This window comes from Flavobacterium sp. CSZ (genome assembly GCF_015350725.1).
GTDB lineage: Bacteria > Bacteroidota > Bacteroidia > Flavobacteriales > Flavobacteriaceae > Flavobacterium.
The window spans coordinates 65,784-82,710 of the sequence record NZ_JADKPQ010000014.1; the positions used below are offsets into that span (position 1 = coordinate 65,784).

General features: G+C 35.5%; 14 protein-coding genes. 4 read left to right on the plus strand and 10 right to left on the minus strand.

Features of this window, described 5'->3' with window-relative positions; translation table 11 throughout:
- Positions 1-62: 62 nt before the first annotated feature.
- The 4 genes from IRZ78_RS16525 to IRZ78_RS16540 form a co-directional block, all read right to left on the minus strand.
- Entirely contained in the window at positions 63-2,312 is a 2,250-nt protein-coding gene (locus tag IRZ78_RS16525) for a cation:proton antiporter (protein ID WP_194617595.1), read from the minus strand.
- A gap of 282 nt (positions 2,313-2,594) precedes the next feature.
- Positions 2,595-3,941: an adenylosuccinate lyase gene (gene purB, locus IRZ78_RS16530; protein ID WP_194617596.1), complete on the minus strand. Its 1,347-nt coding sequence runs from the start codon at positions 3,939-3,941 to the stop codon at positions 2,595-2,597.
- 90 nt (positions 3,942-4,031) lie between these two features.
- Positions 4,032-4,724 (minus strand): sterol desaturase family protein, encoded by a 693-nt coding sequence (locus tag IRZ78_RS16535; protein WP_194617597.1) that lies wholly within the window; start codon positions 4,722-4,724, stop codon positions 4,032-4,034.
- Positions 4,721-5,422, minus strand: a complete 702-nt coding sequence (locus IRZ78_RS16540; protein WP_194617598.1) for an NAD-dependent deacylase — start codon at positions 5,420-5,422, stop codon at positions 4,721-4,723. The genes IRZ78_RS16535 and IRZ78_RS16540 overlap by 4 nt, the downstream gene beginning before the upstream one ends.
- A gap of 322 nt (positions 5,423-5,744) precedes the next feature.
- Between IRZ78_RS16540 and cysC the strand changes: the two genes are divergently transcribed.
- The 4 genes from cysC (at position 5,745) to IRZ78_RS16560 (ending at position 8,683) form a co-directional block, all read left to right on the plus strand.
- The gene (gene cysC / locus IRZ78_RS16545) at positions 5,745-6,275 is read left to right on the plus strand and encodes an adenylyl-sulfate kinase (protein ID WP_194617599.1); all 531 of its coding nucleotides are present in this window, start codon (positions 5,745-5,747) and stop codon (positions 6,273-6,275) included.
- A gap of 20 nt (positions 6,276-6,295) precedes the next feature.
- Positions 6,296-6,979 (plus strand): aspartyl/asparaginyl beta-hydroxylase domain-containing protein, encoded by a 684-nt coding sequence (locus IRZ78_RS16550; RefSeq protein ID WP_194617600.1) that lies wholly within the window; start codon positions 6,296-6,298, stop codon positions 6,977-6,979.
- A 9-nt stretch (positions 6,980-6,988) separates the two neighbouring features.
- Entirely contained in the window at positions 6,989-7,948 is a 960-nt protein-coding gene (locus tag IRZ78_RS16555) for a sulfotransferase family protein (protein WP_194617601.1), read from the plus strand.
- Between the two features lie 72 nt (positions 7,949-8,020).
- Positions 8,021-8,683, plus strand: coding sequence for an RNA methyltransferase (locus tag IRZ78_RS16560; protein WP_121320266.1), 663 nt, complete (start codon positions 8,021-8,023; stop codon positions 8,681-8,683).
- A 284-nt stretch (positions 8,684-8,967) separates the two neighbouring features.
- Here IRZ78_RS16560 and IRZ78_RS16565 read toward each other — a convergent pair whose 3' ends face one another.
- The 6 genes from IRZ78_RS16565 to IRZ78_RS16590 all read right to left on the minus strand — a co-directional run bounded on the left by IRZ78_RS16565 (position 8,968) and on the right by IRZ78_RS16590 (position 16,827).
- A complete protein-coding gene (locus tag IRZ78_RS16565) occupies positions 8,968-10,566 on the minus strand; it encodes a PepSY-associated TM helix domain-containing protein (RefSeq protein WP_228520510.1) in 1,599 nt (532 codons plus the stop codon).
- A gap of 165 nt (positions 10,567-10,731) precedes the next feature.
- On the minus strand, positions 10,732-12,891 hold the full coding sequence (locus IRZ78_RS16570) for a TonB-dependent receptor (protein WP_194617602.1): 2,160 nt from the start codon (positions 12,889-12,891) through the stop codon (positions 10,732-10,734).
- A gap of 93 nt (positions 12,892-12,984) precedes the next feature.
- Positions 12,985-13,362, minus strand: coding sequence for a hypothetical protein (locus tag IRZ78_RS16575; RefSeq protein WP_228520511.1), 378 nt, complete (start codon positions 13,360-13,362; stop codon positions 12,985-12,987).
- A 222-nt stretch (positions 13,363-13,584) separates the two neighbouring features.
- Positions 13,585-14,544: a transporter gene (locus tag IRZ78_RS16580; RefSeq protein WP_194617603.1), complete on the minus strand. Its 960-nt coding sequence runs from the start codon at positions 14,542-14,544 to the stop codon at positions 13,585-13,587.
- Between the two features lie 287 nt (positions 14,545-14,831).
- A complete protein-coding gene (locus IRZ78_RS16585; protein ID WP_194617604.1) occupies positions 14,832-15,872 on the minus strand; it encodes a cytochrome c peroxidase in 1,041 nt (346 codons plus the stop codon).
- 151 nt (positions 15,873-16,023) lie between these two features.
- Positions 16,024-16,827, minus strand: coding sequence for an MbnP family protein (locus tag IRZ78_RS16590; RefSeq protein WP_194617605.1), 804 nt, complete (start codon positions 16,825-16,827; stop codon positions 16,024-16,026).
- Between the last annotated feature and the right edge of the window lie 100 nt (positions 16,828-16,927).

Sequence of the window (16,927 nt, forward strand, 5' to 3'; positions counted from 1 at the left end):
AAAAGTTTTATATAAAAAAAAAAACTCAGCATCTTAGAAACTTAGCCTCTTAGTAACTTTACCTACAACTCTACATGAACGCTTTTCTTCATCAGTTCGTTCATTCGTTTTTTATCTCCAACGACCCAGATGATATCATTTTTTTCTAAAGTCAAATGCGATTCAGGGTTCAAAATTCGGTTACCGTTTCTTTCAATTCCCACCACAAGTCCACCAGTTTTTTCTCTAAACTGACCAATTCTTTTTTGTATAAAATCATCATTCGAAATTTCTAACTGGCGCAGCACAATATCAGATTCCTGCGAGTTGTTAGCAGCTTCAACCTCATTCTGTAAATATTTGGTAAATTCTGAAATTTGCTCATCCGTACCAATAACACAAATCTCGTCGCCCGGAAACAAACGTTCATTTTTAGTCGGAATAGGAATAGTGATTTCACCACGGCGAATAAAAGCAATATTGATTCCCATATTCTCACGAATACGCAATTCTTCCAGGGTTTTACCGGCAAGATTAGATTCTTTACCAATATCAAAGATTGACATGTGACCATCCCAGGGCATTAAATTGGCATATCGTCTGTCTATTTTTTTGTTTTCGCGATCGTTTAGATTCTTTAAAAAGTGAGTTTCAATTTTATGATACTGCTCGTTTAATTTTTTCGGAAACAATTGATAGGCTCCAATGGCAATGATCAGGGCAACAAAAGCAACCAAAGGCGAGAAGAAGATATTCAATAAAAATCCAACGAAAAATAAACCAAGGCTCATTCTAATTAAAATTAGCATCAAAAGCGCGCCACGATATTTTCGTTCTTCCCAAAGTTCTTCCACTTCAGTAACTTTTACACGTCGCAACGAAAGAGCCCATAAAAACGGAGCTATTATGACCAGTGTAATTAATGCTGCCAAAGTATTTCCAAAACGTGTATCAGCTACTAAAGGTGCTACAAATTTAGCCGACAATAATATAATAGCCGTAATAATTATAGTGTGTAAAATGATTTGAGTGATCGAGGCACGAAGTACAATTTGCCAGGTACTAACCGATTTTATAGCTTGTGCATTGACACTATAACGGTTGATATTTTTAATCCATTTTTTAGGAAGTTTCTGTTCCAGATATCCTGAAAAAGGATCAGAATATTTAATTAAAAACGGAGTGGTAAAAGTCGTAATGGCAGACACAGCAACAATTATTGGGTACAAAAAGTCACTTGTTACCTTAAGCGTCATACCAAGAGTTGCGATAATAAAGGAGAATTCACCAATTTGAGCCAAACTCATACCCGTTTGCACTGATTGTTTAAGGGGCTGACCTGATAACAAAGCCCCGATAGAAGAACTAAATGCTTTCCCAAAAATAGTCAGCAGCGTGATAAGCGCAACCGGAAGCATATATGTTACCAAAGTTTCCGGATTGATTAACATTCCGACAGATACAAAGAAAACCGCACCAAATAAATCCTTTACCGGCTGAATCAAATGTTCAATTTTTTCTGCCTGAGTAGTTTCGGCAATAATAGAACCCATGATAAAAGCCCCAAGAGCAGGCGAGAAGCCCACATTGGCCGCAAACATGACCATCATTAAACAAAGTGCCAGTGAAATAATCAGCAGCATTTCATCGGTCAAAAGATGTTTTGCCTTTTTAAGAATGGTCGGAATAATAAAAATTCCGCCCAAAAACCATATAATCAAAAAGAATATTAATTTTAAAACAGATTGTAATAACGCACCGCCCGAAACCTGATCGCTAACCGCAATTGTCGATAATAAAACCAACATTAAAATCGCAACAATATCCTCGACAATTAAGGCACCAAATACAATTCCGGCAAACTTTTTTCCTTTAACGCCCAACTCATCAAACGCCCGAATAATAATAGTAGTAGATGAAATCGAAAGTGTCGCACCAAGAAAAATACTATCCATTTTGCCCCAGCCCATCCATTGCCCAACACAATAACCAATGAGCGTCATAAATAAAATCTGAGTAATTGCGGTTATCGAGGAAGTTCCGCCAACTTTCATCAGCTTCTTAAAACTAAATTCGAGCCCCAGACTAAATAATAAAAAGATTACCCCAATTTCTGCCCAAACCTCCACACTTTTCATATCTGTTATCGATGGGAAAAAGTCAAAGTGGTTTCCAGCCAAAAATCCGGCAATTAGATATCCTAATACCAGCGGCTGTTTCATTTTTTTAAATATCAAAACAGCAATTCCGGCGGTCATCAGGATTAATCCCAAGTCGCTTATAAGGGGTTGTAAGTGGTGTGTAGTTTCTGCTGCGGCGCTTAAGGCAATCATAAAGTGGTATTTTATATTAAGGAGCTCATCCAGCTTTCCATTTCAAGCTTTTACTCAAAACGCCTATTTTTTAAGCAGTTCCAGGAGCTTCCGTTGGTCGCTCTGTACCTGCAAAAAAATAGGGCTTTTTTCGTAAAAGGCTTTTCATTTCAAATGACATTCACTGAACTCCTATGAAAATAAAAGTTAAGTGAAGTAATCTGGGCTAAAATCCCGGTATTAAATAAAAAAAAGCTATCTCGATAAAGATAGCTTTTTTTGAGAAAATATTTTTAGTTTTCTTTAAATTCCTACGTAATTACTAGGAGTTATTGCCATTAATTCAGCTCTGACAGCATCAGAAACTTCCAATGTTGCAATAAAATTATGAATCGCTTTTTTATCAATAGCTTCATTTGTTCTGGTCAAACCTTTCAAAGCTTCATATGGGTTTGGATAAGCTTCACGACGTAAAATAGTCTGAATAGCTTCAGCCACAACAGCCCAGTTTTTCTCTAAGTCCTCAGCAAATTTACCTTCATTCAAAAGTAATTTGTTTAAACCTTTTAGAGAAGCTTCAAAAGCAATGATTGTATGGCCAATTGGTACACCAATATTACGTAAAACAGTACTATCTGTTAAATCACGTTGTAATCTTGAAACCGGTAATTTAGCTGCTAAATGCTCAAAAATAGCATTGGCGATTCCTAAGTTTCCTTCAGAGTTTTCAAAATCAATAGGGTTTACTTTATGTGGCATTGCCGAAGATCCAATTTCTCCAGCTTTGATTTTTTGTTTAAAATAATCCATCGATACATACGTCCAGATATCACGATCTAAATCGATCACAATCGTATTGATTCTTTTTAAGGCATCAAAAAACGCAGCAAAATGATCGTAATGCTCAATTTGAGTAGTTGGAAAAGAGTGGTGTAAACCAAGATCAGTTTCAACAAATTTATTACCAAATTGTTTCCAGTCGATTTGTGGGTAAGCAACGTGATGCGCATTGTAGTTTCCTGTTGCTCCACCAAATTTAGCAGCAAACGGAATATTAAATAACAAACGCATTTGCTCTTCAAGACGTTCTACAAATACCAAAATCTCTTTACCCAAACGAGTAGGAGAAGCCGGTTGTCCGTGCGTACGTGCCAACATCGGAATATCCTTCCATTCTACGCTTAATTCTTTCAATTTAGAAATTAAAGAAATTAATGATGGCATATAAACCTGCTCAAACGCATCTTTTGTAGAAAGCGGAATCGCAGTATTATTGATATCCTGAGAAGTTAAACCAAAGTGAATGAACTCTTTGTATTGAGATAAGTCTAGTTTTTCAAAAGCATCTTTGATAAAGTATTCAACTGCTTTTACGTCGTGGTTGGTTACTTTCTCTGTTTCTTTTATCCAAAGAGCATTTTCAGTAGAGAAATTTTTGTAAATATCACGTAAGCTGTCGAATAAATTTGGGTTTACACCTGCAAGTTGTGGCAAAGGAACTTCACACAAAGCAATAAAATATTCAATTTCAACTAATACTCGGTATTTTATTAGGGCTTCTTCAGAGAAAAATGGAGCTAATGAAAGGGTTTTACTTCTATATCGTCCGTCAATTGGTGATATAGCATTCAATTCGTTTAAAGTAGTCATTGTTATGTTGTTTTTCGAAAGGCACAAATATAAGCTATTGTTAAAACTTCTGAAAATTACTGAAGAGTTATTATAATAGAAACTAATAAATTAAATTGTTGTTTTAAAAATTTTATCCCAAATGGTAAAATAGAAACCAAAATTATGAGATTCATTTTTATGATGGTCCGAATGAAATTTTGTTGTTGAGATCCAATTTGTTAAACGGCTTTTATACCAAAAATCAGGAAAAATATCCGTTTTTAAATGTCCAAATATCCCGTACAAAAGATTTAAAACCAGATAAATGATAATGCTGATAAAATTGAATTGAAATATCGTGATCGAAAATAACCAGATAATTCCAAATCCAAAAGTTTCTATAGGATGAAGCACAAGTAAGCTGTAAACACTCGTTTCAACATGGGTATGATGAAGCTGATGAATTGGGTAAAACCATTTTAATTTATGCACCAGATAATGAAAACAAAACATAAAGAAATCCATTATGAAAATCAAGAGCAAAGTATCTGATACTATGGAGAGAAGTGATGGTGTAAAATTTACTTTCATAATCCCAAAATAATACAATTCATATCCTAAAAGCGTTATTAAGGTATTACAAATGAGGGTCGAAAAAATCCATTTTCGATCCTTTTTATCAAGTGTTGTATTCTCGTATTCAATTATTTTTCCGAGCATTATCGAAAGAAACAAAAGAATTGCATTTTCTGCCAGGAAGAAAATAAACAACGTCAATAAATTGAACTGAGATAATTGCTGTAACCAACTTTCGAATATCATGAAGTTTTTTCTATTTCAAATAATCGTTCTCTTAATTCCGAAACACCTTCTGAGGCGACTTTAGCGATAACTTCTACTTTATTCTGAATATTCGGGATCGCAATTGGTTTAGGATCAATATAAAAAACGGGCGTAATACTATAAGTATATGAAATCAATCCCGCTGCCGGATAAACTTGTAATGAAGTACCAATTACGGCAAAATAATCAGCAGTTTCTGTAATTTCGATAGCTTCTTCCAGAGCCGGAACATCTTCGCCAAACCAAACAATATGTGGTCGAAGCTGATGTCCGTTTTCGTCCAGATCTCCTGTATATAAGTCGTCTGGCCAATCGAGAATTAAATGACGGTTTTGAGTACTTCGTACTTTTAGTAATTCTCCGTGCAAATGCAAGACTTTGGTACTTCCGGCGCGTTCGTGCAAATCATCTACATTCTGCGTAATAATATGTACATCAAAATCCTGCTCTAATTCGGCTAAAATTTTGTGACCTAAATTAGGTTTCACTTCTTTAAGCTGCTGGCGTCTTTTATTGTAAAAGTCCAAAACCAATTCCTGATTTTTTCTCCAGCCTTCAGGAGTTGCCACTTCCATTACATCATATCCTTCCCATAAACCATCGCTGTCGCGAAAAGTTTTAATACCGCTTTCAGCACTTATACCGGCTCCGGTTAAAACAACCAATTTCTTTTTCATCTTATTCAATTGAAGGATAAAAATAGTGATTTATGGGAATAAAAAAGTTAAAGTATATATTTTGTGCCGTTAGGCACCAAATATTGGTAGAAATAAGAATGGGAATAGATTTAGCGTGCCGCAGGTAGACAATAGCAATCGTTTTTGTTGCGTACCACGGTACGCCAAAGAATAGCAGAATCTAATGACTACCAGCATTCTGTACCTAAAGGCACATTTTGGATTTTTATTTTTTGCAGCTAATAAAAGCGTAATTATACTTATTGTAAGAGTCTTACAGAATGTTTATTTTTAATGAGTTACAAATCAAACCAAAATTTCAATGATTTTAATTCAGTTTACAGGATTATCAGGATCAGGTAAAACCACATTGGCTCAAAATGTCCGGCATTTGTTAGCGGATAAAAGTTATAAGGTCGAAATCGTTGATGGAGATGTTTATCGCAAAACCATTTGCAGTGATTTAGGATTTTCCAGAGAAGACAGGTGCGAAAATATCAGGCGTTTGTTTCAGGTGGGACAAAACTTTGTTAGAGAAGATACAATCGTTTTAATGTCGGTGATTAATCCTTATGAAAATCTGCGTAACGAGTTAAGAACCTATGAGTTTGTCAGAACGGTATATTTAGATTGTTCGATAAATAATCTCATTAAACGAGATCCAAAAGGATTGTATCAAAAAGCTTTGCTGCCGGACAACGACCGTAATAAAATCAGCAATTTTACCGGAATAAGCGATGTTTTTGAAATTCCATCCAATGCAGATTTAGTGTTGAAAACAGATGTAGAAGCCGAGAGTATTTCGACAAATAAGCTCTATAATTTTATCATTAATAATTTATCTGAATATTGAATAACTTTATCCTTTAGTATATGAATCCTTCTTCGAGTCAACTTCCCATTTCTTTTTCGATAGATAAATTACAAGAAGATCTTGTGATATGCGAAAATGATTTATGGACACCGCATTTTAATACCAATGGCTACGAGGGAAAATGGACAAGCGTTTCCCTAAGGTCGCAATCGGGTTTGATAAATGACATTACATCTTTTCCAAACAAAGAGTATAAAAACACCAATTTACTGGAGCGCTGCCATTATTTTAGAGAAATTATGGATTGGTTTCAATGCGAAAAAGAAGCTGTCAGATTACTTCGATTAGATCCTCAAAGCGAAATTACGGAGCATGTAGATAATGACACCTCTTATGAAGATGGTTTTTTTAGAATTCACATACCTATTATAACCAATGATAATGTCTTTTTTTATGTAGATAAAAAGCGTGTTCCTATGAAAATGGGGGAGTGCTGGTATGCCAATTTTCAGCTTCGGCATAGTGTAGAAAACAAAAGTGCTGAACCTCGCATTCATTTTACACTGGACTGTATAAGAAACGACTGGTCTGATCAATTATTTACTAACATGGGTTTTGATATGAATGAACCGCCAAAAGAGAATCAATATTCTGACGAAATGAAACAGCTAATTATTGATGAACTTTCCCGAAATCCGTCAGAAGCCGGGGCCAAAATTATTGCCGATTTACAATCAAAATAAAATTATCAAATGGAAAATCAAAATCATCCTCTTTCAAATTGGATTCCCTATAAGTTAATAGAAAAAGACAACGAGATTTATTTCGAATGGATTTATTTGGCAGATATAAAATATGCCGATCCGTTTTTTGATGAAAGTATAGCAAAGTGTAGAAGTCATGCTTTTAATTCGAAACCATTTAAAGTAGTAAGTACTGTAGAGAATCTTATAGATTGGTCTAATGAATTAATTTCCGCAGAATTAAAATCACTGGTTTTTCATGTGTCAAGATGTGGTTCTACGATGTTGAGTCAGTCTTTGGCGAGTTCTTCAAAAAATATAATGGTTTCTGAAGCGCCAATTATCGATCAAATTTTAAGAAGTGATCTTTTTAGTGACGATAAAAAAACGTCGCTATTAAAATCAGTAATAAAATTACTCGGCCAAAAAAGATATCCTGAACAAAAGCATTTAATTATAAAACTCGATGCCTGGCATATTTTTAAGGCGTCGTATTTAAGATCAATTTATCCTGAAATTCCTTTCGCATTACTTTATAGAAACCCAACAGAGGTTTTAAAATCGCATCAGAAATTGAAGGGAATGCATATGGTTCCTAATCTATTGCCTTCGATTGTTTTTGGAATTTCTGCTAAAGAAATCAGTGAAAATACTTTGGAGCAATATGGAGGTTTAGTTCTCGAGAAATATTTTCAGGGATTTCTTGATTTTTATAAAAGAGATACAAACGTTGTAATGCTTAATTATAATGATGGAATGAAAGCAGTTCTGGAGAAATTTATCCCATTTATAAAAGTTGATTATGCTAATGATGAATTAGAAAAAATGTATGATCGTTTAAAAAGACATTCTAAAAATGAAAATGCCGTTTTTACAGGAGATGAGTTTAAAGAAGAAACTTTGCAAATCGATTTTTCGAAACTCAACATTTTGCATGAAAAACTGAATAATAGTTTAGTTGCCTATTAAGACAGTTGAAAATGGAGGTGAAATTTCTTTCTGTTTTAATTATGGTGTATTTTTGCGGGAAACACGAATATAATGATTGATTTAGATTACCTCGCTTTCCTTGAAAATATACTGACTGATAACCGCAAAGAAAAATTCTTAAAAGTACTCGGAAATCGTACAAAGCATTTTACAGTTGTTGTAGAAGATGTTTTTCAGATGCACAATACAAGTGCTGTTATGCGCAGTTGCGAAGTTTTTGGAATTCAGGAACTCAATGTTATCGAGCAGCGTTACGGAAAAAAGATCGATAAAGAAATTGCCATGGGTGCCCAAAAATGGGTAGACATCAACCAGTTCGATTCGGTTACCAATTGTATTTCGACTTTAAAAGATCAGGGATATCAAATTATTGCCACAACGCCTCATGAAAATGACTGTTTGTTGGAAGATTTTGATATTACAAAACCAAGTGCCTTATTTTTCGGAACAGAAAGAGATGGATTATCCGAGGAAATTCTAGAAAAAGCCGATGGTTTTCTTAAAATCCCAATGGTTGGTTTTACAGAGAGTTTAAACATTTCTGTTTCTGCAGCCATCATCATTCAGAACCTAACCAACAGATTACAAAAATCAGATATCAACTGGCATTTATCCGAAGAAGAAATTCTGGAGAAACGTTTGGCCTGGGCTAAAAATTCGATTAAAGATATTAAACGAATTGAGGCGCGTTATTTTGAAGAGAATCCGAGATAAAGTTACTAAGAGGCTAAGATTCTAAGTTGCTGAGAAAAAAACTTGTACCAGACAAGCTGATAATAATTATAAATTTAATATCGCAATCCCGATAGCTATCGGGAGCTAAGTCGCAAAGTTTTATTTTGTTTCACGCAGATTTTAAAAAAAAATAAGCAGGGTTATTATAATTTAGTAAAAAATAAATCTGCCTAAATCTGCAGAATCTGCGTGAAATAATTCTTTTTAATCTTTTTAATCTGTGGCTAATAAAAAAACTTTGCGACTTGACTTTGCAAGATTTTTTATTTTCTCAAAAACAAAATAAATCCCAAAATACTAACAATCAAAATAGTCAGTGCGGCTACAACCATTGTTAGATCGCGAATGTTTTTTCCTGCCCAATCCATAAATAAAAATTTGTGGAGGATGGCAAACGAGTAACCTTCTATCATATCGCTATTTTTAACTACAGCAGCCAATCTTGAAGTAGCAGTTTCGATGAAATAAGTTGTTTTTTGCGGTGTGTCGTAAGCCAGTTTTATAACCGGTAATCTTTTGTTGACAAAACCATATTCGCGACTGCTAAAATCAGTTAAGAGTTTAGATTCTAATAATTTTACGTTTTCTAAAGAAGTATGAGGTTCATCTGAACCCTGATCCATTTCGCAACAAGCAAGTTTAGGTGCTCCATCTGTAAAATAATAAGCCAGAAATTCCGCGTATCGAAAGTCCAGATTTGGCGCAACTTCATTAGTGGCGGCATTAATGTAAACCACCTCAGATTTTGGATCGTCTTTTTTATTCCATTTTGCATTAGAATCTGATTTCGATGTTTTGAATTTTTGTTTTTCAAGCAATTCACAACGAAAATATGTCGTATCATTTAAAGTAATAATACCCGCATTCTGGAAACGGCTCCAGTCTAAATCCAGATTAGTATTGGCAACCGGAATTTCTTTAGTTTCGAATGTTGGTTCATAAACCATTTGCGATAAAGTATACGGATTCCATTTTGTGGTGGCGTGATAGGCGCCACTAAAAGCAAATGTTAGAGTAAAAAGTGAAACCCAAATCCCAATTTGGCGATGGTATTTTCTAAGGCCTTTTTTAGGTGCTAAACTATCTGTTTTTTTGAATTGTTTCCACAATAAACCATAAATCAGGATTCCGCTCAAGGCAGAAAATCCAATGATGGATAATAAGAAAATCATGGTAATGATTCGGATACTATTATTTGATATGGAATCAATAAACGACCAATTATGAAACGTGTCAAAGAACCAGATAAATGCTTGCCTTGAAGTTGGGTTATAAGTGGCTAGTTTGCCAGATGATGTTTCTACATAAACCTGTATGGCATCCGGACGGTCGAAACTGAGTTTGTACACCGGTAAATAACGGTTTACGTACTTGTATTGCGAAGTAAATTCGGTTACAACTTCACTATTTTTTACGGCACTTTTTTGGTCATCCAGAAAATAACGCGAAAGCCATTCTGCATATTTTTGATCTCCATTTTCCAGTTTTTCAGCAGTCGAAGCATCAAAATACCAAAGTTCACCAATTATAGTTTTCAGCTGATAATAGGTTTTATTGTTGAACGAAACGATTCTGAAATTTTTAAATTGTGTAAGTTCATTTTTCTGTAAAACTTCCTGAATCGAAAAGTGCAGTTTCGTTTTATCAATTATTGGTGTTTCCAGTTTATCGTGCGCAATTTCTGGTTTAAAGAAATGCGCCATAAACGGATGCATTAATCCTGAAAGCGTCCAGAAGATCACCGGAATAATGGTGACTAACCCAATCCCACGATGCCATTTGTACATGTGCTGTTTGATTTTCTTGACAAACTTTGAATCCTTCTTTTTAGACTTTTTGTCCTTATTTATTTCTTTGCTCATAGTTTTATGATTTCGCTAATTTTTTTGCCACAGATTAAAATGATTTTTTTACCATTAAGAAATTAAGAAAAGTTAAATTTCGCTTAATGAATCTTAATATCTTAATGGTTCAAATTTTAAAATTCCTTAATCTTTTTAATTATTTTAATCTGTGGCATAAATTTTCTATTTTTTTAATGAAAAATTATACTGTATTCCAAACACAAAAGTTCTTGGCGCGGCTGCTGTATAAGTTGGCTGAGCGTTTGCGGTATTGGCTCGGGAAACATTATAAGCATATAATTTATCCGTCAGGTTAAGTACGTTTCCGTATACTTCAATTTTTTTCCATTGATAACCGATTCTGGCATTGAATATATTATAACCACTATATTTTACGGTATTGATCTGATCCTGATAATAACTTCCAACAAGTTGCCATTCCACAGAAGTTCTAAGATTCGGGAGCCAGTTGGGGTAATAACTTACCTCAGAATTTCCAGACCATTTTGGTGCTGCAGGCATTTCTTTTCCGTCCAGATTCTGAACAGGATCGCTTGGTTTGTCAGAAAGTTCAAAGTCGATATAAGTGTGCTGCGCATAAGTTCCGCCAACACGAATATTGAATTGTTTTGACGGACGGTACGAAGCGCCAAACTCAACTCCTTTATGACGCGTTTCTCCAGCCGAACGATAATCGGTCGAATTATCAGCGAGTTTAATGTTTAGCAATTCATTTTTACCTTCCATATAATACAAAGCGTAATCAAAATTCAGCTTATTTTGAAAGAAAGAAAGCCATCCGCCCAGTTCGTAATTGTCGAAACTGGCAGGCTCCAGATTATAATAAAAATCAGCAGGAACTCCTGTTGTTCCGCCAGTTCTGGGTTTGGTCCTGAAAATAGATGTAATTCCGGGAGGCGCAAAACCTTGCGAGTAATTGCCATAAAAACCTGCAAATTCAAACGGATTGTAATTGACACCTGCTTTAAAAGTCATTTTGTCATAAACTTTACTGCCGGTAGATTTGTCTAAAGCATTGTCATAGTTCACTTTCATGTTGTCATAACGACCGCCAAGAGTAATAATTAATTTTTCGATTGGATTGAAACTCATTTGTGCATATCCGGCAGAGTTGAAAATGTCTGCAGTATAATCCGCCAATTTTGAATCTGGATGTTCTGCAATAATTTCGTAAGAACTCACGGTTTGTTTTCCGGCTTCTCCAGGATTTAGATTGGCTTTTAGATCAATAACATAAGACCAATAGGTTACGGGAGAATAATCATATAAAGCTCCGGCAACCAATTTGGCATTCAAGAAATCAAACTTTTGAGTATGCTGCCCAATTGCGCCATAACTTTTAAAGTTATTCGAGTTGACTTCGCCTTTAGCAGTTGTAGGATTTATGGTTGGACTCCATCTTATTCCGTACGAAGGGTTTTGACCTAATTTGTTATCGCGTAAATATCCTGTAATGTAACTGCTTGAATTAGGGTTCCAATCATGTTCTAATGTTAATCGTGTTCGTAAAGCCTGAGATTTTCTATAAGTAAAGTTAGAAGTGCTTTTGTAGGTTCTGTTATTAAAAGCCTCTTCAATAACCGTTCCGCTCATGTCCGAATAATATTTTCCGTACATCGTATTACTGATCAATCGGGTCGAAGGGGAGATGTTATAATCGATTCTCGCATTCAGATTGTCTTTGTTATAATCAGAATACGTCATCCAGCCGTTTTCCTGCAAACTCGAAATTCCGGCAATATGAAAACCAACTTTCCCGATTGTTGCACCACCAGCGGCCTGAAATCTTCTGTAACCATAATTGTCAGCCTGAACCCCAAATTTAAATTCCGGATCAACAGGTGGTTTTTGCGAAATTAAATTGATAGTTCCGCCAACCGCTTCAGGTCCGTATAAAGAGGATACAGGACCTTTTACAACCTCGATACTTTGCAAATTAAACTGATTAATTTCCAGTAAAGCGTTGTGATTAAAGATTCCCATTGGCCGAATCGGCAAACCATCTTCGAGATATAAATAATAAGCATTAGTAGTCATAGGCTGACGAATCGACATCATATGTTGCTCGTTGCCTAAGTTCACCATCAATACTCCAGGAGTTTTATTGATAATTTCATAAACCGCTGTCGCCTTGGTTTCGTTGATAGTTTTAGCAGTCAGTTTGCTAATAGCAACCGGAGTTTCCTTGCGTAAAGTAGCTGTACGATTGGCCGTTATAAAAACGTTTTCAAGTTCCTGAGATTTTGTGGTATCTTTTTCGACTTTATTTTGTGCTGCGACACATTGACCTATAAGCAATAGGATGAGATATATTTTCTTCATTTTAAATGATATAAATTTTAAAAAGTAACAGGTATTCTCTTGGTAGAACACGAGTAAAAGCCCTTCAAAAGAATTGAAAAGCGAAACTAAAATCTATATCAAATAAGAGGGAGGATGAAAAGTAGCATTCGAAACCGAAATTGGTTTTTTATCGAAATAAGCAAAAACGGCTTTTCTCGATGTTATTGGTGCGACTAATTTGAAAGGATTTAAAGCAATATTCTGTATATAAATTACTTCTGCTTTTTCTTTCAGATTGTCATGCATTTTCTTTTCGTTGTCAGCATATTTTTTAAGGCTTTTTTGAAGCTCACAACGACCATTACAAGAATTAAAAATCATTTTGCGCTGCACACAAATGGTTTTCGAAATCTCTTCCTGATTTAATTTGAATGTGGTATAAACGCAGAAAATGCCAAATGATGGCATCAAAAGCATAATAGAAAGAAATATGATAATGATTTTTCTCAAAGCTTGTTTCGTTGTTTTGTGAATCTTTATTAATTAAAAGTTGAAACGTACCTTTAGGTACAAAATATTGGTAGCCTATTTGATTTGAAATTCGTTGGCGTGCCGTAGGTACGTAATTATTGTTTTGTTGCGTACCTACGGCCCGCTATGTTTATTTAAATTGATATTTTCTACCAATATTTGGTGCCTAACGGCACGAATTGTAAACTTTTTAAATATTAATTAAAGTGTATAATTCAAATTTACACTCCATCTGTAATTTGCCTCCATATTACCGCTTGATAAGTTTTGGTTAATGGGCAACATTACGTTTAACCCAACCGAAAATTTATCTTTTCCGGCCTCAATACCAAATTTGCTAAACAAAATATCACCCGCCGTATTGGGCAAATCTAAATTATACTGCTTATTAGTCTGATAAACTTCACCCGCCAAACCAGCCTGTGGAACAATCTGAACCGATTTTAAATCGAACAAATAAAAGAACGTTCCCGCATAATTAAACTGATCGCCGTATTGGTAATTTTTACTGTTTTCGGTTTTAAAAATGTAATTCAGCGTTGTGTTTAAGCCCAAATTTTTATGTTTCACTACATATTCAGAAACTATCGGGAAATCCCAGCTTCCGGTTCCTAACTGAAAACTCTGATTCACGCTGCCTAAATTATTAGCTTCTTTAAATTTCCCTGTCGGAAGTTTTACACCACCACCAAGATTTACTTTGTGTGAAAAAAATGTACTGTCTTTTTTTGTTTCAAAAACCGTATACAAAGCCATTACGGTAATATCTCCCAAACCTTCAATATTCTCAGTTCCGGCCGTCAATGTTCTTTCGTTAAAATGATGCGGAACCAATGCCGAAATCTGAATTTTCTCCGTCACTGGAATTCTTGCCCAAGCCTGAATCGTATTAAAATCTTCATCAATCCAGGGCGAATTGGCAAAGATTCCGTCGCGGCTCGTGTAACTTTGTTTCATATATCTCAAGCCCACAAAATTATTGTTCAGCATCGAGCCAAAACCCATACTTCCGCCACTTGCTGAACATCCGCAGGCATCGCAATCAAAATCTTCCATCATCGCCAAACGCTGAAACGTAAAGCCCGAAATACTATCTTTTACCGTAAAACTAAAGGCCGAAAATCCAGCAAAAAGCGTCAACATTACTATTATTTTTTTCATTTTAAATTTCATTATTTTTAGGAGCTGATCCCGCTTTTCGTTTCAAGCTTTTATCAAAATCCCATTTTTCTATGTTTTTATAAAGCTTCCGCTGGTCGCTTTATAAACCCAAGAAAAATTAGGTCTTTTTTCAAAAAGGCTTTCCACTGCAATGGGGGCTAGGACTCCGGTTTTTATTATGATTTTTGTTTTTTGCCACAGATTAAATGATTTTTTTTAATATGATTCTCAATTGCTTTTAATCTGCGTTAATCAGTGTAATTCGTAAAACCCGTGGGCTAATTTTCTTAAAACTCCGAGAAGCGCTTATCTGTAAAATACTGATTATCCGTTAGTGTTTTCAAAAAGACAATTATTTGTTTTTTCTCAGTTGCATTAAGAGATATTCCAAATTTCCCGTTCTGTTTTAAAATAGGATCTAATGTTGGATAATCCTCGATACCCCTTGCATAATGATCCAAAACGCCTTCAAGAGTTCCAAATCTTCCGTCGTGCATATAAGGTCCTGAAACCTCTACGTTTCGCAAACTTGGTACTTTGAATTTGTAATAATCACTGGCCAGTTCTGTAACTTTATAACGGCCAACATCATTTACCATTGGGTTTACAGCCAAACCATTATTGCGGAATGAATTATCCGTTTGTAAATCGGTCGCATGGCACGAAGCACATTTTGATTTGAACAAATCGTAACCCGCTAATTCATCTGACGTGAAAGTTCCGCCAGCTTCATTACGTCTGTATTTATCAAATTTTGAATTGGAGGAAACGATCATCACCATAAATTGCGAAAGTGCTTTTAGCATATTTTCGGTCGTAATCGCGCCATCGTCAAAAGCTAATCCAAATAATTTTTGATATTCTTTGTCGGCTTTCATCATTTTTAGAATAGCGTTCAGATTTCCGTTCATTTCTATAATACTCGTCAACGGAATTATAGGCTGCAAGTCTAAATGATCTGCGGCTCCGTCGTACATAAATGTAGTCTGGTACGCCAAATTCTGAATCGACGGTGTGTTTCTGGTTCCCTGCGCATTGTCTACACCATGACTTACCGTGTGTCCGTGATGCGTAAAAGCGTTGGCTTGTATGTGGCAAAACCCGCAGGAAACTACTCCATCAGACGCTAAGCGTCCGTCGTAGAATAGCTTTTTGCCCAGTTCAAATCCTTTTTCTGTTGGCGGATTCAGTGAAATATTGTACGCTAAAGCAGGAAAGTTTGACGGAACAGTAAATTCTAATGGAATATTTACATATTGGTCTTCCTCACTAGAGCAACTCCATAACAACGGAATCATCAGCCATAGAAAATATTTTATTTTCAGCATGATTTTTATGTTTAATTAAAAGCACAAAAAGTTCTGGTTTAGCCCCGATAGAAGCGACATCCTTTTGTGTCCGCCGCGGCGGACACAAAAGATATAGCGGATAGCGGGACGTTATTTCTGGTGAACCAAAACTTTTGTGCTCCTGAAAAAATTAGTCGTTATGTACGTGATCTACTTTAAACATAGCGCTGATGTTTTGCGTAATCAGCGGTAAGTTGGCTCCGCCCATAATCATAGCTCCCATTCCGCCAGCGTTGTTATCAGAAAGTTTGATTTTGTTTTTGCCGTCGATAATTTTAGAAAGATCTGTAATAATGTGAACGGCAGGAGTGATGTTATCGCGAACCAAAGCTTTTGTTGGCAGGTCTACTGTTACTTCGGTATAGTTGTAGTCTGTTCCGGTTTTTCCGGTGTGAATCATAAAAGGAGTTGATGTGGTAACAGTTGGTGATGTAAAAGTTCCTTCGAGAGCAAAGAATTTATATCCTGCAGCCCAGGACCACAACATGCCGGCATCGTTTGCCTGAGCCAGAAAATCGCCTTGTTCGGCAGCGCCTAATTTCCATTGTTCTTCGTCGACTCCAATTCCGAATTTTACTTTTACGTAATCTCCTGCAGGAATATCTGTTAGTTTAAACTGTTGTCCGGCAGCAGTAGATTCGTCAGCAATAAAATAGCTTTTGCTTTTAGGGTAGGTAAAAGTAGTTCCGTCAGCTTTTGTAAGTACAACGTTGCTAACAATATATTTTACAAGACTAATTTTTAGTACTTCGCTGTTTGAAGTAGTGTTGCCTTGCGTATTTAAAATTAGATCGTTGGCACCAAAAGCATTGTCGAATTTTAAAGTAATGTTTCCGTTTGCTGAACTTGTCTCGTTGTTATCGTCGTTAGAACACGAGATTAATGATAGGCTAATTGCGACAAGAGCAAGGGCTTTGTATAAAGTATTTTTCATTTTATGAATTTTATATAATTTTAAATTTAAAATATGCGTAAGCATGGTTTCGTTGTTTTGGCAACAACGAAAAACTCATCTCAACAGAATTGAAATGTGA